Here is a 22098-nt window from a genome sequence, read left to right on the forward strand (position 1 = left end):
ACGCCCGGCATACCGCGTCCGCAGTAGTCGGTGCTACTGCGGCTACTCCGCGCGGGGCCTGACTAGTCCCGATTCGTAGGCGATGACCACCAATTGGGCACGGTCGCGGGCGCCGAGTTTGGCCATGGCCCGGTTGACGTGCGTCTTGACGGTGAGCGGGCTGACCTCCAGCCGCCCGGCGATCTCGTCGTTGGACAGACCCGCCGCCACGAGTACGAGGACCTCGCGCTCGCGTCCCGTCAGCGCGGCGAGCCGCTGCGCGTGCGCCGCGGCGGTCGCGGTGCGGGTCTCGTCGCCGCCGCCCTGGGCGAGGAAGGTGGCGATCAGCCCTTTGGTCGCGGCCGGGGAGAGCAGCGCGTCACCGGCGGCGGCGACGCGGATGGCGTTGAGGAGCTCCTCGGGCTCGGCGCCCTTGCCGAGGAACCCGGAGGCGCCCGCCCGCAGGGCCGCGGCCACGTACTCGTCCACCTCGAAGGTCGTCAGCATCACCACGCGGACCCCGGCCAGTTCGGGATCGGCGCTGATCAGCCGGGTGGCGGCGAGGCCGTCGGTGCCGGGCATCCGGATGTCCATGAGCACCACGTCGGGCCGGAACTCGCGCGCCAGCTCGAGGGCCTGCGCCCCGTCGGAGGCCTCCCCGACGACCCGCATGTCGGGCTCCGAGTCGACGAGCACCTTGAACGCGCTGCGCAGCAGCGCCTGGTCGTCGGCGAGCAGCACCCTGATGGGCGCCGGAGCCTGCTCCTGGAGTTGGGGCTGGGTCTCTTCCACGAGCCGACCCTACGTCGTCCCGCGCGGCCGACCGGGCGGGAGGCGGCCTAGCCCAGGGCCAGGACCACCAGGACCGCCGTCGCGGACACCTCGGCCAGGGCTCCGAACACGTCCCCCGTGACCCCGTCGAACCGCCGGACGCAGCGCCGGAGCAGGGCCTCCGCCGCCAGCAGGGCGGCCAGTACCGCCGCCCCGTGCTGCGCGGCGGCGCCCGCGCCCAGCGGCAGCGCGGCCACGGCCGCCAGGACCACGGTGAGCACGGCGACGGCGGCGGCCGCCCCGTACGGGACGACTCCGGCGACCGCCGCGCCCAGCCCCTCGGGGCGGGCCGCCGGGACCCCGTCGCGGGAGGCCAGCGTCATGGCGAGGCGGGCGGCGACGGCGGCGAGCACGGCGGCGAGGGCGCCCCGGATCCAGCTGTCGGCGTACACGTCGGCCAGCGCGGCGACCTGGACCAGCAGCACGAACACCAGCGCCACCACCCCGAAGGGGCCGATGTCGGACTGCTTCATGATGCGCAGCGCGGCGTCGGCCGGCTTGGCGCTGCCCAGTCCGTCCACCGTGTCGGCGAGGCCGTCCAGGTGCAGGGCGCGGGTCAGGGCCGCCGGTACGGCGACGGTGACGGCCGCGGCGAGCAGCGGACCTGCGCCGCACAGCAGCAGGAGGACGCCGGGCACGGCCGCGAGGAGTCCCACCACGAGCCCGGCGAGGGGGGCGCAGGCCATCCCGGTGCGGGCGGCGGGGCGGTCCCAGCGGGTGATGCGGGCGGGCAGCACGGTGAGCGTGCCGAAGGCGAAGCGGACCCCGTCGAGCAGCGAGGCCCGGTCCGGGGGCGGCGTCGGGGACGGGCCGTCGTACGAATCTGTCATCGGCGCGAACGCTACCCGCTCACCGGGAACGGTAAGTTACCCATTACGCCCCAAACCGGGAGGTGGTGGCATGGGTCACTGGTGGTATCGAAACATTGTGGAGCCGGGGAAGCTCCCGCTGCTCCTCGCCCTGGTCTCCTTCGTCCTGTCCTTCCTGGTCACCCGCGTGATCACCCGGTTGATCCGGGCGGGCCGGGGGCCCTTCAAGAACGTCACTCCGGGCGGGCTGCACATCCACCACGTGGTACCGGGCGTGATCCTCGTGATCATCGGCGGGTTCGGCGCGGTCGGCAGCAGCCGGCACAGTTTCGGGGCGGGGCTGTCGGCGGTCATCTTCGGGCTGGGCGCGGGGCTGGTGCTGGACGAGTTCGCGCTGATCCTGCACCTGGACGACGTCTACTGGAGCGAGCAGGGCCGCAAGAGCGTGGAGATCGTGGTCCTGACGGCGGCGATCGTGGCGCTGGTGCTGGGCGGGTTCCTGCCGTTCGGGGTCAACGACCTCACCGAGGAGGAGAGACACAGCCGCGGGCTGGTCGTCATCAATACGGCGACCAACTTCTTCCTCGCGCTGATCGCCCTGTGGAAGGGCAAGCCGCGCACGGCGTTCTTCGGCACGGTCATCCCCTTCGTGGCGCTGATCGGCTCGATCCGGCTGGCCCGGCCCGGTTCCCCGTACGCGAAGAGGTTCTACGCCAACCGCCCGCGGGCCCGCGCCAAGGCCGGGCTCCGCGCCTTCCACCACGACCGCCGGTGGACCGCGCCGCGCCGCAAGTTCGAGAACTTCATCGGCGGGACCCCCGACAAGGAGCAGGTGTCCGACGCCGGAGGAGAGTCGCGCTGAACGACGGAAGGGCCCGCCCCCGGGGGGACGGGCCCTTCCTCACCGTCTTCAGCCCGGGATCAGGCCGTCGTCGCTGAGCATCTCCTTGACCTGGTCCAGCGTCGCGTCCGGCGCGGGCAGGATCAGTTCGGACGGCTCCAGCGCGTCGTCCGGGAGCGGCTCGCCGAGTCGGCGCACCTCGTCGAGCAGCGCTCCCAGCGTGCGCCGGAAGCCCTCCTCGTCGCCGGACTCCATCTCCGCGAGCAGTTCGTCGTCCAGCTCGTTGAGCTTGGTGAAGTGGCTGTCCGCCAGCTTCACCTGACCTTCCCCCATGATGCGGACAATCATGACGGGCCCCGTCCTACTGCTTGTCGAACCGGTGCTGGGTCTGCGACGGCTGGCCATTGCCCGCGGCGCCGCCCTCGATGGCCTGCTGCGGGGCGGAGGAACCGCCCGCCAGCTCTGCCTTCATCCGCTGGAGCTCCAGCTCCACGTCCGAGCCGCCCGAGATGCGGTCCAGCTCGGCCTGGAGGTCGTCCTTGGCGAGCCCGCTCGCGTCGCTCAGCGCGCCGGAGGCCAGCAGCTCGTCGATCGCGCCGGCGCGGGCCTGCAGCTGCGCCGTCTTGTCCTCGGCCCGCTGGATGGCGAGGCCGACGTCGCTCATCTCCTCGGAGATGCCGGAGAAGGACTCGGCGATCCGGGTCTGCGCCTGGGCGGCCGTGTACGTGGCCTTGATGGTCTCCTTCTTGGTGCGGAAGGCGTCCACCTTGGCCTGGAGGCGCTGCGCGGCCAGCGTCAGCTTCTCCTCCTCGCCCTGCAGGGTCTGGTGCTGCACCTCGAGGTCGCTGACCTGCTGCTGCAGCGAGGCGCGGCGGGACAGGGCCTCGCGGGCCAGGTCCTCGCGGCCGAGGGCCAGCGCCTTGCGGCCCTGGTCCTCCAGCTTGCTGGACTGGCCCTGGAGCTGGTTCAGCTGCAGTTCCAGCCGCTTGCGGGAGGTCGCCACGTCGGCGACCCCGCGGCGCACCTTCTGAAGCAGCTCCAGCTGCTTCTGGTACGAGTAGTCGAGGGTCTCGCGCGGGTCCTCGGCCCGGTCAAGGGCCTTGTTCGCCTTCGCGCGGAAGATCATCCCCATACGCTTCATGACACCGCTCATGGGCTTCGCGCGCCCCCTTCTAGACGGACTGTGCTCCAGGTCACCAACAAGACCCACAGTACGGGCCCTGCATCTATTACCGCACTGTTCGAGTACGGATGGGCTCCTCCTCCAGGACGACTGCTGCGCCGCCGTGTCAGGCGTAAGGAGTAGGTGCTCCCCTCACGGTTACCCAACAGGAAGGACGCCCGCCGTTGCCGGATCGTTCCCGTCCGGGATGGGGCCCGTGCCCACAACCACGTACCCTTGGGTTTTGTGTTTGGTAGCCGATCCTCCAAGGAAGAGAAGGCCGCAGCCACCGACAAGGTGAGCGCCGACCTCTCGCAGTCCCGTGACCCGCAGGCCCCGAAGGGCCGCCCTACGCCGAAGCGTGCCGTGGCTCAGTCACAGCGCAAGGCCGTGGTGGCCTCGACCGGCAACCGCAAGGAGGATGCCAAGCGAGCCCGTGAACGCCGCCGGGTCGAGATGACCAAGCAGCGCGAGGCCCTCGCCAGTGGCGACGAGCGTTACCTGCCCAACCGCGACAAGGGCCCCGTGCGCCGCTACGTCCGCGACTTCGTGGACTCCCGCTTCTCCGTCGCCGAGATGTTCCTGCCGCTGGCAGTGATCATCCTGGTGCTCAGCATGGTGCGCGTGCCGTCCATCCAGAACATCGCGCTGATGCTGTGGCTCGGCGTGATCGCGCTGATCCTCGTCGACTCCGTCGGCATGTTCATCCGGCTGCGCAAGGCCCTGAACACCAAGTTCCCCGACGAGCCCAAGCGCGGCGCCGTCGCGTACGGCCTCATGCGCACCCTCCAGATGCGCCGGCTGCGCCTGCCCAAGCCGCAGGTCAAGCGCGGGGAACGGCCCTGAGCGGTTTCTCGGACGGATCCCGCCTCTGGCTCGAGGGCCTCGGCGGGCTCCGCAACGCCGTCCGCCAGGAGCTCGTCGGCCGCCAGGTCGACGAGCAGATAGCGCACCGCTTCCCCGTCGGGCAGCGGCTGCGCGTCCTGGACGTCGGCATGGGCCAGGGCACCCAGGCGCTGCGCCTGGCCCGCGCCGGGCACATGGTGACGGGCCTGGAGCAGGATCCGGCGATGCTGGACGTCGCCCGCGAGGCGCTGGCCGCCGAGCCCGCCGGGATCCGGGACCGCGTCCGCCTCATGGAGGGCGACGGCCGCGAGACCGGGGCGCACTTCCTGCCGGGCAGCTTCGACGTGGTGCTCTGCCACGGCGTGCTGATGTACGTCCCCGAGCCGGACGCCATGCTCGCCGGGCTCGCCCGCATGCTGGCCCCCGGCGGACTGCTGTCCCTGCTGGTGCGCAACGGCGACGCGCTCGCCATGCGGCCCGGCCTCGACGGCGACTGGAAGGCCGCGCTGGACGCCTTCGACACCACCGACTACACGAACCGGCTGGGCCTGGACGTGCGCGCCGACCGGCTGGCCGCGCTGACGGCCACCCTGTCCGGGATCGGCGCCCCGCTGCAGACCTGGTACGGCGTACGGGTCTTCACGGACGGCACCGAGGCCGGGGAGCGGCTCCCCGAGGGCGCGGAGCTGGAGCGGCTGCTCGCCGCCGAGGACCGCGCCGGGCGGATCGACCCCTACCGCGGGGTCGCGGCCCTGCTGCACCTGTGCGGCGTACGGGGCTGAGCCCCCAGGCCGTCTCTTTCGGAACACGCCCGGAGCCCGGGTCCGCTCGCGGACCCGGGCTCCTTCGCGTCCTCGGCCGTCACCGGCCCGGCCGGGTCAGAGCTCGGCGGCCTCGCGCAGGCTCATCGTGTACAGCTGGACGCCGTTGTCGTCGGACAGCTTCACCTGCTCGGTGCCGCCCTCCAGCAGGTCCTTCCAGTACTCGCCGATCCACGACTCGGCGTCCCCCTGCGTGGTGAACTCCTCCGGAACCACCGACGGGCTCGTCTCACTGCCGTCCGCCGTCTCGAACCGCCACGTCCACGCCATGTCCGCCTCCGTTGCTCGTCCGCTGATCGCTGATCGCACGCTTCTCGTCTTGAGTGTGCCCAGAGAGTAGCCGGGCGCGCACCAGTCTCGGCGACGCGGGAGGATCATCCTGTGGAACTCACTCTGCTCGGCACCGGCACACCCGAAGGACTGCCCCGCCCCGGCTGTCCCTGCGCCGTCTGCGCGCTCAGCGTCGGGCCGCGGGCGCGCGCCGCCACGTCCGTGCTCGTCGACGGGGCGCTGCTGCTGGACCTGACCCCGGGGGCGGTGCTCGCGGGCGCGCGCGCGGGGCATTCACTGACCGGCGTGCGCCAGGTCCTGCTGACCCACCCCCACGACGGGCCGGCCGTGGAGCTCCCGCCGGGGCTGCCCGCCGCCGGGCGGGTGCCGGACGGGCGGGAGCTCGCGGTGATCTCCGGGCACCGGGTGCTGGCGGTGGCCATGGACGCGCCCGGCACCGGGTACGAGGTGACCGGCCCGGACGGGGCGCGGCTGCTGTACCTGCCGCCGGGCGGGGCGCCCGCGGGAACCAACGGGACCAGCGCGCAGCGCCCGTACGACGTGGTCCTCGCGGACGTGCTCGGCCGCCCGGAGGCGCTGGCCCGGCTGCGGGCGAGCGGTGCGGTGGGCCCGGCGACGGACGTGATCGCGGTCCACCTGGACCACGACACCCCGCCCGGCGCGGAGCTGGAGCGCCGGTGCGCGGCCCTGGGCGCCCGGACGGTGGCGGACGGCACGACGGTGTCGACCGGCGAGTACCGGGCGCTGCCCCGGGTGCCGCGCCGGACCCTGGTCCTGGGCGGGGCCCGGTCGGGGAAGTCCTACGAGGCGGAGCGCCGGCTGACCGGCTTCCCCGAGGTCGTCTACGTGGCCACGGGCGGCACCCGTGAGGGCGACGCGGAGTGGGCGGCGCGGGTCGGCCTGCACCGGGAGCGGCGGCCCTCGTCCTGGCGGACGGTGGAGACCTGCGAGCTGGTTCCGTTGCTGGCCGAGGACGGGCCGCCGCTGCTGATCGACTGCCTGGCGTTGTGGCTGACGGACGCGATGGACCGGGCCCTGGCCTGGGACGACGCGGCCTGGGCCGGCGGCGGCCGCAAGGAGCTGGAGGAGCGGACGGCCGAGCTGGTGGCGGCGGTGCGCGCGACCCGCCGCCCGGTGGTGCTCGTCAGCAACGAGGTCGGCTCCGGGGTGGTCCCCGCGACGGCTTCGGGGCGGCGGTTCCGGGACGAGCTGGGGCGGCTGAACGCGGGGGTGGCGGGCGAGTGCGAGCACGTGCTGCTGGTGGTGGCCGGCCAGCCGGTGGTCCTCAAGCAGTGACTCCCGCTCCACCGGAGCTGTGGGCCCCGTCCGGGAAGCGCCGGCGGGGCTGAGTATGCAAGGCCTCGGCTGTACGCTCTGGCAGATGACCATGCTGAATCTCGACGACTTCTCCGATCTGATCGAACGCCCCGACGGGGGCGTACGGCGTGATGCCGAGGAACGCCGTGAGCGGCAGGCCGTACCGGTCGGGGCGCTGGGGCGGCTCGACGAGCTCGCCGAGTGGCTCGCGGCCGCGCAGGGGCAGGTTCCGGTCAAGCCGATCGAGCGGCCGCGCGTCGTGCTGTTCGCGGCCGACCACGGGATCGCCGCCCAGGGGGTGTCCGTCCGGCCCGCCGGCAGCACCCACGAGCTGGTGCGGGCCGTGCTCGACGGGACGAGCCCGGTGGGCATCCTGGCCGCGCGGTTCGGCGCCTCCGTGCGGATCGTCGACGCGGGCCTGGACTGCCACCTCGATCTGCTTCCGCAGGAGATCACCAAGCACCGCGTCCGGCGCGGCAGCGGGCGGATCGACGTGGAGGACGCGCTGACGGCCGAGGAGGCCTCGGCCGCGCTGCGCCTGGGCATGCAGATCGCCGACGAGGAGGCCGACTCCGGGACCGATCTGATCGTGCTCGGGGACCTGAGCGTCGGCGGGACCACCGTCGCCGCCACGCTCGTCGCCGCCCTGTGCGGCACCGACGCCTCCGTGGTCACCGGCCGCGGCGGCGTACCCGTGGACGACCTGACCTGGATGCGCAAGTGCGCGGCCATCCGCGACTCGCTGCGACGCGCCCGGCCCGTCCTCGGGGATCAGGTCGCGCTGCTGGCCGCCGTCGGCGGTGCGGACTTCGCCGCGATCACCGGATTCCTGCTCCAGTGCGCGGTGCGCCGCACCCCCGTCATCCTCGACGGGGTCGTCTCGGCGGCCTGCGGACTGGTGGCCCAGCGGGCCGCCTTCCGTGCCCCGGACTGGTGGCTGGCCGGGCAGGCCAGCGGGGAACCGGGCCAGGCCAAGGCCCTGGACCGGATGGCACTCAACCCGGTGCTGGACCACGGCGTCACTGTAGGAGAAGGAACCGGGGCGTTGCTCGCTCTTCCCCTCGTCCAGGCGGCCGCCGCACTCGCGGCGGAACTCCCTGAGCGGGTTCAGGAACCGACGGAATGAGTCACCGGGGACCGCGGTCCTGACCAGGCCGTGGTCCTTGGGACCGCCGAGCACGGACCGCGACGCCCCATATCATCGCTTTTTATGGGAGAGGTCCGTTTGACCAGCGCAGAGACCGAGCGGAAGACCGACCGAGCAACCGGTACGGATCCGAACGGCAACGGCAAACCAGGGGGCGGCCGGGAACCCGGCCGGGAGAGCAACGGGGAGAACGGCAAGGAGAAGGAGAACCGCAGGGGAAGCGCCCGATCGCGGCGCAGCGCCGCCTTCGCGGTGTGGTACCTGCGCGCCGTCACCTTCGTCAACCTGCTCAGCGCGGTGTGGGTATCGCTCGGCCAGGACCTGCGCCGGCACAGCACCGCCGATTTCTACACCCCGTACCTGCTCACGGCGGGCTTCGCCTCCGCGGCCTTCTCGCTGCTGCTCACCGTCACCATGGGCCGCCGCAAACGCGCCGCATGGATCTTGAACCTGGTGCTCAGCGGACTGCTGCTGCTGGCGTTCACCATGGCCGCCGTCGCCTCCTTCACCCCCTGCTCGGGCGGTGACTACGAGTTCTGCTACCCGGAGTTCCGCGGCCACGCCCAGAACTGGGTGGCCTTCGCCCTCACCGCGCTCTTCGTCGGCGCCCTGCTGCTGGGCCGCCGGGAGTTCTACGCCAAGGGCGACCGCTCCAACCCGCTGCTGGCCAGCCTCGTCGCCTCCGTCGGCCTGCTGCTGACCTCGCTGGTCGCCGCCCTGATCGTGGGCGCGACCAACACCGACCCGGACGCCGCCGACGCCACCTTCCTGGCCCGCTGGCGGTACGGCGTGATGCGCCTGGTCACCCTGGCCCCGGACGACAAGGCGTACAACTCGATCACCACCCCCGGCTGGGTGGACGTCGCCATCAACGTCATGTCCACGCTGCTGCTGCTCGCCGTGCTGTTCGCGGCCTTCCGCTCGCGCCGCGCGGTCGACCCGCTCACCGAGGAGGACGAGGACAAGCTGCGCGCACTGCTCGCCAAGCAGGGCGACCGCGACTCCCTCGGCTACTTCGCGCTGCGCCGCGAGAAGTCCGTCATCTGGTCCCCCACCGGCAAGGCCGCCGTCACCTACCGCGTCGTCGGCGGGGTCTCACTGGCCTCCGGCGACCCGATCGGCGACCCCGAGGCCTGGCCCGGAGCCATCGACCCGTGGCTGGCCGAGGCCCGCGAGCACGGCTGGGTGCCCGCGGTGATGGGCGCGAGCGAGGAGGCCGGGCAGATCTACGCCCGGCACGGACTCGACGCCCTGGAGCTCGGCGACGAGGCGATCGTGGAGACCGACGAGTTCACCCTGGAGGGCCGCGCCATGCGCACCGTCCGCCAGGCGTACAACCGCGTCAAGCGCGCCGGGTACACGGTCCGCATCCGCCGCCACGCCGAGATCCCGGCCGAGGAGATGGACGTACTCCTGCTGCGCGCCGACGACTGGCGCGACGGCGCGACCGAGCGCGGCTTCTCCATGGCGCTGGGCCGACTGGGCGATCCGGGCGACGGCCAGTGCGTGATGCTGGAGTGCTTCGACGGCGACGGAGAGCTGCGCGCCGTGCTGTCCTTCGTCCCGTGGGGACCCAAGGGCCTGTCGCTGGACCTGATGCGCCGCGACCGCGATTCCGAGAACGGTCTGATGGAGTTCATGGTCATCGAACTCCTGGAACGCTCAAAGGAGATCGGGGTCACACAGGTCTCACTCAACTTCGCGATGTTCCGTTCCGTCTTCGAGCGTGGGTCGAAGCTCGGCGCCGGTCCGGTGCTGCGCATGTGGCGCTCGTTGCTGAGCTTCTTCTCGCGCTGGTGGCAGATCGAGTCCCTCTACCGGGCCAACGCCAAATACCGGCCGATCTGGGAACCGCGGTTCATGCTCTTCGAGAAGAGTTCGGACCTGCTGCGGATCGGTATCGCGGCGGGCCGGGCCGAGGGCTTCCTGGAAGCCCCCGGCCTTCCGAAGTGGATGCACCGCAGACATCTGGAGAGCAAGCGTTGACCACTGCCTCACTGCGGCGGTTCGCCCGCCGCGAGTGGGGGCCCCTGTACTGGACGATCCGGGACGCGCTCGTCCACAAGAAGTGGCGGGCGATCCCGATGACCATCGGCGCGGTCCTGCTGACCTCGGTCTTCCAGATCGTGCAGAACACGTCATGGGGCTTCCAGCCGGTCCAGAACCTCGGGTCGGTCAAAGCCGTCGACCCGCTCTGGCTCGCCCTGCTGCGCACCCCCCTGTCGCTGTTCGTGCCCGCGCTGGACCTTCCGGTGTGGGGGGCGCTCGCCCAGATCCTGCTCGTCTTCGGGATCTCGGAGATCTGCATCGGGTGGTGGCGGACGCTGGCCATCGGCTACGTCGCCACCCTGGCCGGGACCACGTACGCGCGGATCGGGCTCTCGCTCGGCGCGGACCACCCCTTCGGCCTGCCGGACACGGACCGGATCGTCAACGACACCGGGCCCTCGGCGGCGGTGGTCGGACTGGCCATCTACGTCTGCTGGCGCTACCGGGCGTACCTGACCGGCTCCGTGGTCATCGTGCTGATGATCGGCGAGCTGCTCTTCAAGGACAACCTGGCGGGCAAGGAGCACCTGGCCGCCATCGCCTCGGTGATGGCGCTCTGCTTCGTCCGCGCGAAGTGGGGCCCCGAGCGCTCCCGGACCCCGCTGGGCGTCCGGACGCGGAGCGCTCCCCCGGGCCCGCCGCCGTCGCCTCCGGTTCCCCGGGGCTGAGAGCGCCCGCGGGGCCGTACCGTATCGGGGTGACGACAGAGCTCGGGCCGTTCGCCCGCACGCGGCGGTGGATGCGGGACCATCCGCTGGCCACCGATGCCGTACTGGCGCTCGGGGCGCTCGTCTCCATGGTCCTCGGCTCCTTCGCCGACCCGCACGGCGCCCACGGGCCGACCTTCGGGACCCGCACCCCCGCGACGTTCTCGCTGGTCCTCATGGTGTTCGGCGCGGCCGCCCTGGTGTTCCGGCGCCGACGGCCGCGGGTGGTGCTGGCCGTGACGATCGCTCTGTCGCTGCTGGAGCTGACCACCGGGGAGCCGCGGGCGCCCGTCGCCATGTGCACGGTGATCGCCCTGTACACGCTGGCCTCCCGCACCGACCGGCCCACCACCTGGCGGGTCGGCGTCCTGACCATGGCCGGTCTGACGGGCGTGGCCATGCTCTCCGGCCCGCTGCCCTGGTACGCCCAGGAGAACATCGGGATCTTCGCGTGGACCGGCATGGCCGCGGCCGCCGGGGACGCGGTGCGCAGCCGCCGCGCCTTCATCGACGCGATCCGGGAGCGGGCGGAGCGCGCCGAGCGGACCCGCGACGAGGAGGCCCGGCGCCGGGTGGCCGAGGAGCGGCTGCGGATCGCCCGGGACCTCCACGACGTGGTGGCCCACCACATCGCCCTGGTCAACGTCCAGGCCGGGGTGGCCGCGCACGTCATGGACAAGCGCCCGGATCAGGCGAAGGAGGCGCTGGCCCATGTCCGCGACGCCAGCCGCTCTGCGCTCAACGAGCTGAGGGCGACGGTGGGGCTGCTGCGCCAGTCCGGCGATCCCGAGGCGCCGACCGAGCCGGCGCCGGGCCTGGCGGTCCTGGACGACCTCGTGGACACCTTCCGCAACGCCGGGCTCCCGGTGAAGGTCATGGTGCAGCTGGGCCGGCCCGCCGTCGCGGCTCCCCTGCCCGCCGCCGTGGACCTGGCCGCGTACCGGGTGATCCAGGAGGCGCTGACCAACGTGCGCAAGCACGCGGGCCCGGGAGCCAGTGCCGAGGTCAGCGTGGTCCGGGTGGGCGGTTCGGTCGAGGTGACCGTGCTGGACGACGGCGGTTCCCCGGCGGACGCGGCGGCCGAGCCCCCGGACGAGGGCGGCGGCCACGGCCTGCTCGGCATGCGCGAGCGGGCCGTCGCCCTGAACGGCTCCTGCTTCGCCGGCCCCCGCTTCGGGGGCGGCTACAGGGTGCACGCGATCCTTCCGGTGGGCTGAGGCCGGGGCCTCGGGCGGGGGCGTCGGGCGGGGCGTCATACGAGCGCGCAGACCAGCAGGGTGAACGCGGCGACGATGACGGCGACACGGACGTAGTGGTAGCGGTTCCAGCGGTCCAGCTGCGCCTTCCAGTCGGCGGGCCGGTTCTCGGGGGTCCAGGTCTTGTTCCGGTTGTTGATCGGGACGAGCAGCAGGATCGACATGACCACGCTGAGGATCAGCAGTCCGGCGGCGGTGACGACGAGTCCGGCGCCGTGGTGGTGCCATCCGGCGACGGCCCAGATCGCGCTGAGCACGACCGATCCGATGTACCAGAACGGCATCAGGGCGCCGAGCATCCGGCCGCCGTGGGCGTGGCCGAGCTGGCCGCTGTCCTCGGGAAGCGCGTCCAGGATCCGGTTCATGATGAAGAGGACGGAGAACTCCACTCCCACCATCAGGCCGACGACGACGGTGGTGACGACCTCGAGTGCGTTGAGCATGGCGATCCCTCCGAGAGCTAGCGTTGCTAGGTGATGAGGCAACGCTAGTACTACTAACGCTCGATTGTCTAGCAGTGCTAGCATCCAGTCATGTCAGTAAGGGAACGCAAGGAACGCGACCGGGCGGAGCGCGAACGCCTCATCGTGGCGACGGCCCGCGAACTCGCCGAGCAGCAGGGCTGGGACGCCGTCACCACCCGCCGGCTCGCCGAGCGCATCGAATACAGCCAGCCCGTCCTCTACAGCCACTTCCGCGGCAAGCGCGAGATCATCGGCGCCGTCGCCCTGGAAGGCGCCGTCGAGCTGGCCGCGGCGGTCCGCGCCGCGGCCGCCGCAGCGAACGGCCCGCGCGAGCGCGTCGCCGCCCTCGCCCGCGCCTACCTCGACTTCGCCGAGCACAACCCGGCCGTCTACGACGCCCTGTTCCAGCTCGACGGCGGCCTGGCGTACGCCCGGGAGGACACCCCCGAGCCGCTGAAGGACGCCTTCGCCGCCCTCCTCGAATGCCTCGCCGAGGTCGCCGGCGACGGCGTCCACCCGGGGATGTTCACCGAGGTGTTCTGGGCGGCCCTGCACGGCCTGGCGACCCTGACCCGAACCGGCCGCCTGCTGCCCGGGGACGCCGGGCCGAGGGTGGAGCTGCTGGTGGACCGGCTCGCCGTGCTCTAACGGCAGACCTGGCGCCAGACCCCCAGCTCGGACTTCTTCTGCAGCGAGCTGAGCTTCGCCTCCCGGGCCTTGGGGCACCACTCCTTGAGCGGCTTCTCGTACTCCACGTGGAAGACGGCCTTGCCCGCCTTCACGAAGGGCGCGACCCGGTCGCACTCCTCGTACTGCATGCACTGCTCGTTGACCGCGAAGTCGAACTCCCCCACCAGCTGCGGGATCTGGTCCAGGTCGTTCTTCAGCCCCACCGACAGGCCCCGGTCGTGCGCCAGCTTCGCGATCAGCCGGTTGTACTTCAGCTGGTCCTCGGCCGTCAGCGGGAAGCCGGACTTGTTGCGGTAGCCGTCCATGTTGTCGGGCTCCACCGCGTCGAAGCCCTTCTCCCGGCACATGTCGAACCGCTTGCCGATCAGCGGTTCCAGTTCGGCGAGCCGCCGGACGTCCAGCCAGCGCTCGCCCTCCCAGCCGTTGCCCTCCCCGCGCATCGACTGCGGGAAGGCCTCGGCGTCCGGCCGGAAGTCCTCCCAGGCGCCGGTGGACAGGTAGCAGATGGTCCGCCGGCCCGCCTTCTTCAACTCGGCGACCTGCTCCTTGGTGGTGGTGAACCCGTCGACGTCGTAGACGGCGGCCTTCACCGAGGTGTCCAGCTTCCCGGTGAGCTGCCACTGCCAGCTCACCCCGGGCGCCGGCTGCCAGCGCTCCCCCGGCGCCGGGGCGGGCGAGAGGTCGTCCGGCTGCTCCTCCTCCCCACCGTCTCCGGGGGAAGAGGTGCAGGCCGCGAGGGACAGGAGCGGTACGAGGAGCAGCATGCCCAGCAGGCGCAGCGGCGACGGGCGGTTCATCCGGCGGCCTCCAGGGCGTACGGCAGGGTCCCCCACGGGTGCGCGCCGGTCCCGGGGACCGCGCAGTGCACCCCCGCGCCCCGCTCCAGCGCCAGCTGCTCGGCGAGTTCGGCGGCCGGGGCGCCCGGCGGGACGGCGTACACCAGGTGGCAGAACCGCTGGGCGGGATGGTCGACGGTCCACGGCGGTACCGCGGCCGCGTCCCGGTAGGCGTCCCAGGGCCCTTCGAAGGTGACGAGCAGGTCGGCGAGTTCGGCGTATCCGGGGTGCGGGTGCACTCCGTGGTTGAGGACGACGGTACGGGCCCCGGCGGCCCGGGCGGCGACGGCGAGCCGGGCGTAGTGCGGCAGGAACTCCGGGTCGGCGGCGGCCTGGTCCAGGAAGACCCCGTCGGTGGCGTACCAGTCCCGGTGGCGCAGCAGGTCCTGGACGACCGCGGCGTGCGGGCGGCGACCGTAGTCGGTGTCGGCGTACCCCAGGACGGGCACCCCGGCGTCGCGCAGCCGCTCGGCGACGGCGGCGAACCGCTCGTCGGGGGCGTCGCCCGGCCCGCTGTCGGGGTTGAGCACCACCGAGTGCAGCCGGCCCGCGGAGCGGATGAGCAGCTCCCAGTCCTCGGGCCGGTCGGCGGGGTGCTCGTAGAGGGGCACCAGCAGCATGTGGTCCTTCTTCTCGTGCGGGTCGTACGGGTTCACGTGTTCAGCGGTGGGCCGTCGCGCGGCCCAGCAGCAGGCAGACGAGCAGGGCCAGCGCGAGGGCCGCGGCCCCGGCGACGACGAGCTGCACGGCGCGCGGCTGCCCGATCCCCAGGAGCAGGGCCAGGCTCTGCGCGACGGCGGCCGAGGCACAGACCACCGCGGCGGGCCGCACCGCACCGAAGGACTGCAGGAGCAGCCCGGTCCACATCACGGCGCCGAGCAGGAGCAGCGTGGCGACGCGGACTCCGGTCAGGCCCGGCGCGCCGGGCCAGAGCAGGGTTCCGGTGAGGCCCAGGGCCAGGAGCACCCCGAGGTAGCAGGCCAGGCACCGGGCCAGGGTGGCGAGCATCCGCAGCCCGAACTGCCGGGGCGAGCGGGCCGCGCGCAGTCCCGCGAGGCTGCCGCTGCGGAACCGGTGGAGCAGCCATTCGGCGGGGCCCATGCTGAGGGTGAGGGCCACCGCCGAGGGGGCCGCCACGGCCTCGGCGGGGCCGCCGGCGAGGACCTCCCCGAGGGCCGCGTAGAGCACGAGGAGGCCGGTGCCCAGGCCGAAGACCCCGTAGGGGACGGAATCCCCGAGCCGGGGGCCGCGCGGGGCGTAGTCCTCTTCGGCGCCGCGCAGCATCTGCCAGCGGACCGGGCCCCGTTCGCCGGGGCGGCGTTCGGTCCAGCCCTTGATCCGCAGCACGAGGGCCCGTACCCCGTCGGCCAGCGGCAGTTCCCGTACCGCCAGCGCGCAGGCGGCCAGCAGGGACGCCACCAGCAGCAGGACCCGTACCGCGACGGGCAGGTCCGTGAAGAGGGTGAGCACCGCGCCGGTGGCCATCGGCGCGAGCGCGGCGAGCAGCACCCGCTCCCGCCCGAGCACGAGCAGGACGGTGGCGGCCCCGACGTACAGGGCCTGACCGGCGGCGAAGGCGTACGAGAACGGCGGCCCGCCGGGAACCGACAGCGCGGCCGCCGTGCCCAGCAGCGCCCCGGCAGGGGCTCCGAGCAGCAGGGTCCGCCCGGCGGCGGCCCGGTCGCCCAGGCCCAGCCAGGAGTAGGCGCGGTGGGACAGGGTCTGGTCCCAGACCCAGCCGATGAGCGCCCCGGCGAGCAGGGTCAGCGTCCCGGCGGGCAGCCCCAGCCGGTCCTGCGGGCCCTCCAGGAGGGGGGAGCCGAGCAGGTAGGCGAGGCCGGGCAGGGCGAAGATCACCCCGCGCAGCAGGCAGGCGGTGAGGGAGACCTTCCAGGGGTCGGGGACGTCCGCGGGCTCCGGGAAGGCGCGCGGCACCCGGGCGTAGAGCTCCTCGGCGAGTCCGAAGGAGTCCTGGCGTCCGTAGGTGAGCCGGATGTGCTCGTCGGTCATCCCGTCGGATTCGAGGATGGCGGCGATCTCGTCGGGGTGCACGGCCGCGGCGATGAACCCGCCGAGGCGCTCGGCGAGTTCGTCCATCGGATCGGCGGCCGGGGAGGCGCCCCGGCGGGGGCGCGGGATGGCGGGGAGGGTGTCCCCGCCGGGGACCTTCAGCCAGAGGGATCCGCTCACCACAGGCTCCCGTCGGCGGCCAGTTCCTTGTACCAGGGGTCGGCGAGACCCGGGGTCCACGCGTCGCCCACCTGGAGGGGCAGCACGGGCCGGCTCGCGTCCTTCTCGAGGGCCAGGCCGCGGTAGATGTGGCGGAAGCCGTCGACGGACTGGTCGAGGGTGAACTTCTCCACGACCCGTTTGCGGGACATCCGGCCCAGTTCGGCGCGGCGTTCGTCGTCGCGGAGCAGGGCGAGGGTGGCGCGGGCCATGGTCTCGGGCTCGCGCGGCGGGACGACGAGGCCGGTGTCGCCCACGGCCTCGCGGACCCCGCCCACGTCGGTGGAGACGGTGGTGCGGCCGCAGGACATGGCCTCGATGATGGAGAACGGGAAACCCTCGCTGATGGAGGAGAGCATCACGACGGAACCGGCCGCGTAGGCCTTGGCGACTTCGGTGATGCGGCCCTCGTAGGAGATCCCGTCGGACACCCCGAGTTCGGCGGCGAGCTTCTCCAGCTCCAGCTTGTAGTCCTCGCAGCCGGCCGGGACCGGGCCGAAGAGGCGCAGCCGCAGGGCGGGCATCTCCTCGCGCATGAACGCGTAGGCCCTGATGAGGGTTTCGAGGTCCTTGATCGGGTCGATGCGGCCGCACCAGCTGAGGGTGGGCACCTCCGGTTCGGGGCCGGCCTCGGGGAAGGCGTGAGGATCGACGCCGTTGTAGACGGTGCGGATCCGCTCGGAGTCGGCGCCCCCGCGCTCCTCCCAGCGGCGGTTGTACTGGTTGCACGGGGTGATCAGGTCGGCCTGCCGGTAGCCCTCGGTGTTGAGCTCGCGGTAGAAGCCGAGCATGAGGGCCTTGACGGGCCAGCGCTGTTCGGCGCTGCGGTAGCCGAGGTAGCGCTCGCGCAGGTAGATGCCGTGCTCGGTGAGGAGGAAGGGCACCTTGTCGAGGTACTTGGCGGCGAGCGCCGGAAGGGTGGCCAGTCCGCTGCTGACGGCGTGGGCGACGCTGTCGGGCGGGATCCGCACGGACAGCGGGCGCAGCGCGTGTTCCAGCAGGTCGGTGGCGGTGAGCGCGTCGTGGATGGTGGGCTCGGCCTCGGCGGTCAGGAGTCCGGGGCGGGTCCAGACGTCCATCAGCAGGCGCAGCACCGACTCGGAGCGCAGGGCCGGGGCGAGCCGGCCGGCCCGGGCCAGCAGGGCCAGTTCGCGCAGGGAGTCGGAGAAGCCCCCGCGCGCGGGGTCGAGCAGGGAGAGCAGGAAGGTCTCGTAGATCTCGGTGAAGCGGCGCTGCGCCTTGCCCCGGAGACCGGAACGGAGCCTGCGGGCCGGCGGAGGCCCCCAGAGCGGAACGGCGGTGTGGCGGTAGACGTTGCGCGGCAGCTCCCAGGTGACCGGCTCGCGTCCCGAGCCGGTCAGGGCTATGACGTTGAAGTCGACCTCCGGCATACCGCGGACCAGTTGGTCGCACCAGGTGCTGACGCCCCCGTGGACGTGCGGGTAGGTGCCTTCGGTGAGCATGGTGACATGACGCCCATGGCTCATGCGGTGTGTCCCCCCAAGGACGTGAAAGGGGCCGGCGCCCGTGGTTCGTGCCGCGGAGCGCCGGCGCTAGGTGGTACGTGTGGCTTGCTCGGACGTGCTGCCGGACGGTCGGGTCAGGTAGCCCGTTGTGGCAGGTACGTCGTTACGGCAGGTGCAGCGTGACGCCGCTCTGCAGCAGCTCGGGGGCCGTCCAGGTGGAACGGCTGCCGGCGTACGCGGTGCCGAAGTCGGCGGTGCCGAGCACGAGCTGCTTCTTGGTGCCGGTGGGCGCGGTGACCGGGGCCACGACTCCGGAGGGCGCCTTGACGGTGACGTCCTTGCCGATGCGGTAGGCGGTGACCTGGTTGTTCGCGACCGCGGCGTCCCAGGCCGCACGGCGCTGGAGCTCGACGCCGGTGTCCTTCATGCTCTGGTTGACGATCGGCGCGCTGGGCGCGTAGAGCGTGCGGTAGGTGTCGAGGACCTGGTTGAGCACCGGGTAGAGGGTGCGGTCCTCGGCGAGGTTGGTCTGGTGCACGTAGTGCGGGCGCGGGTCGTTGTTCAGGACGTGGCGCAGGGCGGTGGTGGCCTCGGCCGGAACGATGTAGTTCAGGTAGCCGGTGTTGGCGTCGAGCGGGGCCGGCAGGCAGGTGGAGGTGCCCGGGTTGTCCTCGCAGATGCCGCTGCCGCCGTCGGCCCGGCTGGTGTAGATCCAGTTGTACTCGTCGGCCATTTCCGAGTTGGTGCCCGTGTTGTAGTACACGTTCATCGGATACCGGGGGACGGTCAGCGCGGCTCCGACCGCCCGCTGCGCGGGCTCGCGGGAGTTGTCGCTGCCCGCCCACTTGACGCCGTTGTCGGCGAGCGCGCCGGCCAGGTTGGGGTTGTCCTGGGCCTGCTGCGGGAGGGTCTTGAGGCCGGAGTGCTCACCGGTGACCAGTTCGGTGCGGTCGGTGGTGATGCCCTTGGACGTGGCCCAGTTGTTGTTGTCGCGGATCTGCGCCGAGATGTCGGCGCGGCTCATCCAGTTGATCGCGCCCGCGGCGTTCTTCGTGCAGGTCCACGGGACGGTGGTGGTGTCCTGGGTGCAGCCGAGGAACAGGTGGGTGTAGGTGTGGTTCATCCACCGGTACTTCGCCTTGTCGGCGATCAACTGGGCGGTCAGGGCGTCGGTGTTGCCGTTCTCCGTCTTCCACTCCTCGCCCGCACCGGCGTTGAAGAGCAGGTCGAGCTTGAAGTTCTTCTGCGTCTGCCACTGCGCCAGGTACACGGCGTCGGCGGCCGTCATCCGGATCGTGGACTCCTTGCCCTCGCCGCCCGCGCAGGCGTAGTCGCCGGGGGTGCAGTTGAGGTCCTTGCTCCAGCGGGCGTCCGGGGCGAAGACGTCGTCGACGTGGACCGCGAAGTACTGGCGCTCCTGGCCCAGGTGCACGCCCTGGGTGACCCACTCGACGATGCCGCGCGCCAGCAGCCGGAACTGCTGCTGGTACTGGTTGTAGCCGAAGGTGACGACCAGCTCGCTGCGCCCGTCGTGGGTGTACTCGCCGACGAGCGAGGCCCGGCCGGTGCCGCCCGGGACGGGGGCGTCGATGAGGCTGGTGTAACCGGTCCGCGGCTTGGCCATGAACCCGTAGCTCTCGAGCACCAGCGGCGAGTTGTCCTCGAAGGGGACCGTCCCGCCGAGGTAGCCGAAGGGGCCCGTCTTGCCCGCGGCGGTGACGGCGGCCTGGGTGCCGTCGAGGGTGCCGCCGTAGCCGCCGTTGTCGGTGTACTCCAGACCGACCTCCGGGTGCGCCCAGGTGTAGGCGTCCACCTGGCGGATCGCGTACGTGGTCTCGTACGCGGTGAGTGCGGCCATCTCGGCCGAGCCGGCGCCGAACGGGTTCTCGTTCGGCAGCACCACGCCCTGGAACTTGGCGCGCGGCCGACCGTCGACCGTGTCGGCGAGGAACGCCGCGTTCACGACCGGGCGGCTTGCGCTGCTCAGGTCCACCCGGGTGTACGGAACCCCGGTGTCACGCAGTTCCGCCGTGATCGCCTGGACCGAGCTGCCGCCGTCGTCGACGACCAGCACCCTCAGGTCGATGCGCGGAGTCACGGCGGCCTGAGCGGCGACTCCGGGTACGGCCACGGACGCTATCGCAGCCGCGAAGCACACAGCGGCGAGCCTGTTCGTCCGGTTCTTCTTGACCATGTCGGCCTTTCCCCCCGCAGGCTTCCTCGACTACGGCCCCGAGGCGGTCGGCCGGGCCGGGGAAGCTCTGTGGAAATGATGCAAAGGAACCCCGCGTCCCCTTGCGAGAGTGGCCCGAGTCTTTCGGACCTCGTCAGGTCTAAGGGGCAAACCTGGAACAGAGGCCACAGATGGGTGAACCTGAGAGTCTCTTGATCGAACAACTTGCCAAACCTTCGAGTGGCGTGCGGACGAGTGCGTACGCGTAGGCTCATTTCCGGCGGCCGTCGGGCCCGAATACGATCGCTACGGATGGCCGTCCACCCACTCGGCCCACACCTCCAAAACGGAAGCGAGACTTCACCACCGTGACTGCTCTGACTCTCAGCACTGCCGGACCGGCGACGCTGCGTGCCGACGCCCTCGTCGTCGGCGTAGCGAAGGGCCCCAAGGGCCTCGTCGTCGCCGCGGGCGCCGAGGCCGTGGACAAGGCCTACGACGGAAAGCTCGCCGCCGTGCTCGACGCGCTCGGTGCCTCGGGCGCCGAAGGCGAGACCACCAAGCTGCCGGCTCCCGACGGCCTGAAGGTCCCGGTCGTGCTGGCGGTCGGGCTGGGCTCCGTCCCCGAGGCGGACGAGTCGTACGACGAGGAAGTGCTGCGCCGCGCCGCCGGCTCCGCCGCCCGCGCGCTGCACGGCTCCAAGAAGGCCGCCTTCGCCCTCCCCCTCGACGACGCCTCCGCCGTCACGGCCGTGGCCGAGGGCGCGCTGCTGGGCGCGTACGCCTTCACCGCCTACCAGGGCGGCGAGAAGAAGGCCGCCGGCGCCAAGAACGGCGGCCCGAAGCAGCCGCTCGCCGAGGTGGCCCTGCTCGGCGCCAAGCCGCGCGACAAGGAGCACAAGGCCGCGGCCGAGCGCGCCGTCATCGTCGCGACCGAGGTCAACATCAGCCGCGACCTGGTCAACACCCCGCCGAACGACCTGACCCCCGAGGCCTTCGCCGCGGTCGCTTCCGCGACCGCCAAGGAGAACGGCATCAAGGTCCAGGTCCTGGACGAGAAGGCGCTGCTCAAGGGCGGCTACGGCGGCATCATGGGCGTCGGCAAGGGCTCCGAGAACCCGCCGCGCCTGGTGAAGCTCTCCTACACCCACCCCAAGGCGGAGAAGACCCTCGCCTTCGTCGGCAAGGGCATCACCTACGACTCCGGCGGCATCTCCCTGAAGCCGGCCGGCCACAACGAGACGATGAAGTGCGACATGGCCGGCGCCGCCGCCGTCTTCGCCTCCGTCGTCGCGGCCGCCAAGCTCGGCCTCCAGGTCAACGTCACCGGCTGGCTCGCGCTCGCCGAGAACATGCCCTCCGGCTCCGCCACCAAGCCCGGCGACGTGCTGCGCATGTACACCGGCAAGACCGTCGAGGTCCTCAACACCGACGCCGAGGGCCGCCTGGTCCTGGGTGACGCGCTGGCCAAGGCCTCCGAGGAGAACCCGGACGCGATCATCGACGTGGCGACCCTGACCGGCGCCATGGTGCTGGCCCTGGGCGACCGCACCTTCGGGATCATGGCCAACGACGACGCCTTCCGCACGGCGATCCACGAGATCGCCGAGGAGGTCGGCGAGGCCTCCTGGCCGATGCCGCTCCCGGCGGACCTGCGCAAGACCATGGACTCCCCCACCGCCGACATCGCCAACATGGGTGTCCGGATGGGCGGCGGCCTGATCGCCGGCCTCTTCCTCCAGGAGTTCGTCGGCGAGGGCATCACCTGGGCCCACCTCGACATCGCGGGTCCCGCCTTCCACGAGGGCGCCCCGTACGGCTACACCCCCAAGGGCGGCACCGGCTCGGCCGTGCGCACCCTGGTGCGGCTGGCCGAGCGCACCGCCACCGGCGACCTGGGCTGAGGCCCTGACGCCCACCGGCCGGTAACCGCCACCCACCGGGCGGCAAGCCTCCGGTCACCGTGCGGGCCCCGGACCTGGTCGGTTTTCCCGATCAGGTCCGGGGCCTGTTCACTCTCAACGAAATCCGTAGGTTTCTACGCCGTGGTAACCCCTGGTTCGGACAGATCGACCGTCCACAGGGCGGGCCCGCCGTCCCGCGTTCCCCCGACAAATGCGAAGATGGGTTCTCGGCAGGACAGGGCCCCCACCACAGGGCCGAAGAAACAAGCGGCCGTATACC

General features: G+C 72.2%; 21 protein-coding genes. 10 read left to right on the forward strand and 11 right to left on the reverse strand.

The window, feature by feature from the left end; all coding sequences use genetic code 11:
* Nucleotides 1-42: 42 nt before the first annotated feature.
* Together OG490_RS10710 and OG490_RS10715 are read right to left on the reverse strand one after the other, a co-directional pair.
* The gene (locus OG490_RS10710; protein ID WP_330296052.1) at nt 43-771 is read right to left on the reverse strand and encodes a response regulator transcription factor; all 729 of its coding nucleotides are present in this window, start codon (nt 769-771) and stop codon (nt 43-45) included.
* 47 nt (nt 772-818) lie between these two features.
* Nucleotides 819-1640, reverse strand: a complete 822-nt coding sequence (locus OG490_RS10715) for an adenosylcobinamide-GDP ribazoletransferase (protein WP_330296053.1) — start codon at nt 1638-1640, stop codon at nt 819-821.
* Between the two features lie 70 nt (nt 1641-1710).
* On the opposite strand from OG490_RS10715, the gene OG490_RS10720 reads away from it, so the two are divergent.
* Entirely contained in the window at nt 1711-2481 is a 771-nt protein-coding gene (locus tag OG490_RS10720) for a hypothetical protein (RefSeq protein WP_330296054.1), read from the forward strand.
* A 48-nt stretch (nt 2482-2529) separates the two neighbouring features.
* On the opposite strand, the gene pspAA is transcribed toward OG490_RS10720, so the two are convergent.
* Together pspAA and OG490_RS10730 are read right to left on the reverse strand one after the other, a co-directional pair.
* On the reverse strand, nt 2530-2808 hold the full coding sequence (gene pspAA / locus OG490_RS10725) for a PspA-associated protein PspAA (RefSeq protein ID WP_330296055.1): 279 nt from the start codon (nt 2806-2808) through the stop codon (nt 2530-2532).
* A gap of 13 nt (nt 2809-2821) precedes the next feature.
* A complete protein-coding gene (locus tag OG490_RS10730) occupies nt 2822-3613 on the reverse strand; it encodes a PspA/IM30 family protein (protein ID WP_330296056.1) in 792 nt (263 codons plus the stop codon).
* A 246-nt stretch (nt 3614-3859) separates the two neighbouring features.
* Between OG490_RS10730 and OG490_RS10735 the strand changes: the two genes are divergently transcribed.
* Together OG490_RS10735 and OG490_RS10740 are read left to right on the forward strand one after the other, a co-directional pair.
* Entirely contained in the window at nt 3860-4468 is a 609-nt protein-coding gene (locus OG490_RS10735; protein WP_330296057.1) for a DUF3043 domain-containing protein, read from the forward strand.
* Nucleotides 4465-5250: a class I SAM-dependent methyltransferase gene (locus OG490_RS10740; protein ID WP_330300870.1), complete on the forward strand. Its 786-nt coding sequence runs from the start codon at nt 4465-4467 to the stop codon at nt 5248-5250. The genes OG490_RS10735 and OG490_RS10740 overlap by 4 nt, the downstream gene beginning before the upstream one ends.
* A gap of 96 nt (nt 5251-5346) precedes the next feature.
* Here the strand turns inward: OG490_RS10740 and OG490_RS10745 are convergent, their stop codons facing one another.
* Nucleotides 5347-5559: a hypothetical protein gene (locus OG490_RS10745; RefSeq protein ID WP_250742535.1), complete on the reverse strand. Its 213-nt coding sequence runs from the start codon at nt 5557-5559 to the stop codon at nt 5347-5349.
* Nucleotides 5560-5670: 111 nt separating this feature from the next.
* Between OG490_RS10745 and OG490_RS10750 the strand changes: the two genes are divergently transcribed.
* The 5 genes from OG490_RS10750 to OG490_RS10770 all read left to right on the forward strand — a co-directional run bounded on the left by OG490_RS10750 (nt 5671) and on the right by OG490_RS10770 (nt 12017).
* On the forward strand, nt 5671-6876 hold the full coding sequence (locus tag OG490_RS10750) for a bifunctional adenosylcobinamide kinase/adenosylcobinamide-phosphate guanylyltransferase (RefSeq protein WP_330296058.1): 1206 nt from the start codon (nt 5671-5673) through the stop codon (nt 6874-6876).
* An 85-nt stretch (nt 6877-6961) separates the two neighbouring features.
* The gene (cobT, locus tag OG490_RS10755) at nt 6962-8023 is read left to right on the forward strand and encodes a nicotinate-nucleotide--dimethylbenzimidazole phosphoribosyltransferase (protein ID WP_330296059.1); all 1062 of its coding nucleotides are present in this window, start codon (nt 6962-6964) and stop codon (nt 8021-8023) included.
* Between the two features lie 273 nt (nt 8024-8296).
* Nucleotides 8297-10030, forward strand: coding sequence for a phosphatidylglycerol lysyltransferase domain-containing protein (locus OG490_RS10760; protein WP_443065945.1), 1734 nt, complete (start codon nt 8297-8299; stop codon nt 10028-10030).
* On the forward strand, nt 10027-10761 hold the full coding sequence (locus tag OG490_RS10765) for a hypothetical protein (RefSeq protein ID WP_330296061.1): 735 nt from the start codon (nt 10027-10029) through the stop codon (nt 10759-10761). The genes OG490_RS10760 and OG490_RS10765 overlap by 4 nt, the downstream gene beginning before the upstream one ends.
* Before the next feature lie 29 nt (nt 10762-10790).
* Entirely contained in the window at nt 10791-12017 is a 1227-nt protein-coding gene (locus OG490_RS10770; RefSeq protein WP_443065787.1) for a sensor histidine kinase, read from the forward strand.
* A 35-nt stretch (nt 12018-12052) separates the two neighbouring features.
* On the opposite strand, the gene OG490_RS10775 is transcribed toward OG490_RS10770, so the two are convergent.
* Nucleotides 12053-12499, reverse strand: coding sequence for a DUF1772 domain-containing protein (locus OG490_RS10775; protein WP_330296062.1), 447 nt, complete (start codon nt 12497-12499; stop codon nt 12053-12055).
* Between the two features lie 90 nt (nt 12500-12589).
* Here OG490_RS10775 and OG490_RS10780 point away from each other — a divergent pair, with 90 nt between their 5' ends.
* The gene (locus tag OG490_RS10780; RefSeq protein ID WP_330296063.1) at nt 12590-13168 is read left to right on the forward strand and encodes a TetR/AcrR family transcriptional regulator; all 579 of its coding nucleotides are present in this window, start codon (nt 12590-12592) and stop codon (nt 13166-13168) included.
* Here the strand turns inward: OG490_RS10780 and OG490_RS10785 are convergent.
* The 5 genes from OG490_RS10785 to OG490_RS10805 all read right to left on the reverse strand — a co-directional run bounded on the left by OG490_RS10785 (nt 13165) and on the right by OG490_RS10805 (nt 19935).
* Nucleotides 13165-14007, reverse strand: coding sequence for an endo alpha-1,4 polygalactosaminidase (locus tag OG490_RS10785; protein WP_330296064.1), 843 nt, complete (start codon nt 14005-14007; stop codon nt 13165-13167). The two genes, OG490_RS10780 and OG490_RS10785, sit on opposite strands and share 4 nt — an antisense overlap.
* The gene (locus OG490_RS10790; RefSeq protein ID WP_330300872.1) at nt 14004-14666 is read right to left on the reverse strand and encodes a spherulation-specific family 4 protein; all 663 of its coding nucleotides are present in this window, start codon (nt 14664-14666) and stop codon (nt 14004-14006) included. The genes OG490_RS10785 and OG490_RS10790 overlap by 4 nt, the downstream gene beginning before the upstream one ends.
* 40 nt (nt 14667-14706) lie before the next feature.
* Entirely contained in the window at nt 14707-16236 is a 1530-nt protein-coding gene (locus tag OG490_RS10795; RefSeq protein ID WP_330296065.1) for a hypothetical protein, read from the reverse strand.
* Nucleotides 16233-17762 carry a GT4 family glycosyltransferase PelF gene (gene pelF / locus OG490_RS10800; protein WP_330296066.1) on the reverse strand — a complete coding sequence of 510 codons (1530 nt, stop codon included), beginning with the start codon at nt 17760-17762 and terminating at the stop codon, nt 16233-16235. Before pelF ends, OG490_RS10795 begins: the two co-directional genes overlap by 4 nt.
* A 142-nt stretch (nt 17763-17904) precedes the next feature.
* Nucleotides 17905-19935, reverse strand: a complete 2031-nt coding sequence (locus OG490_RS10805) for a hypothetical protein (protein ID WP_330296067.1) — start codon at nt 19933-19935, stop codon at nt 17905-17907.
* A gap of 347 nt (nt 19936-20282) precedes the next feature.
* On the opposite strand from OG490_RS10805, the gene OG490_RS10810 reads away from it, so the two are divergent.
* Nucleotides 20283-21818, forward strand: coding sequence for a leucyl aminopeptidase (locus OG490_RS10810; protein ID WP_330296068.1), 1536 nt, complete (start codon nt 20283-20285; stop codon nt 21816-21818).
* Nucleotides 21819-22098 lie beyond the last annotated feature (280 nt).

This window comes from Streptomyces sp. NBC_00503 (assembly GCF_036346895.1).
Lineage (GTDB): Bacteria > Actinomycetota > Actinomycetes > Streptomycetales > Streptomycetaceae > Streptomyces.

Excerpts from the sequence above, each read along its gene's own strand:
- pspAA (WP_330296055.1), bottom strand. The coding sequence starts at position 2,808 with ATGATTGTCCGCATCATGGGGGAAGGTCAGGTGAAGCTGGCGGACAGC.
- OG490_RS10745 (WP_250742535.1), bottom strand. The coding sequence starts at position 5,559 with ATGGCGTGGACGTGGCGGTTCGAGACGGCGGACGGCAGTGAGACGAGC.
- OG490_RS10730 (WP_330296056.1), bottom strand. The coding sequence starts at position 3,613 with ATGAGCGGTGTCATGAAGCGTATGGGGATGATCTTCCGCGCGAAGGCG.
- cobT (WP_330296059.1), top strand. The coding sequence starts at position 6,962 with ATGACCATGCTGAATCTCGACGACTTCTCCGATCTGATCGAACGCCCC.
- OG490_RS10715 (WP_330296053.1), bottom strand. The coding sequence starts at position 1,640 with ATGACAGATTCGTACGACGGCCCGTCCCCGACGCCGCCCCCGGACCGG.
- pelF (WP_330296066.1), bottom strand. The coding sequence starts at position 17,762 with ATGAGCCATGGGCGTCATGTCACCATGCTCACCGAAGGCACCTACCCG.
- OG490_RS10785 (WP_330296064.1), bottom strand. The coding sequence starts at position 14,007 with ATGAACCGCCCGTCGCCGCTGCGCCTGCTGGGCATGCTGCTCCTCGTA.
- OG490_RS10780 (WP_330296063.1), top strand. The coding sequence starts at position 12,590 with ATGTCAGTAAGGGAACGCAAGGAACGCGACCGGGCGGAGCGCGAACGC.
- OG490_RS10775 (WP_330296062.1), bottom strand. The coding sequence starts at position 12,499 with ATGCTCAACGCACTCGAGGTCGTCACCACCGTCGTCGTCGGCCTGATG.
- OG490_RS10805 (WP_330296067.1), bottom strand. The coding sequence starts at position 19,935 with ATGGTCAAGAAGAACCGGACGAACAGGCTCGCCGCTGTGTGCTTCGCG.
- OG490_RS10790 (WP_330300872.1), bottom strand. The coding sequence starts at position 14,666 with ATGCTGCTGGTGCCCCTCTACGAGCACCCCGCCGACCGGCCCGAGGAC.
- OG490_RS10720 (WP_330296054.1), top strand. The coding sequence starts at position 1,711 with ATGGGTCACTGGTGGTATCGAAACATTGTGGAGCCGGGGAAGCTCCCG.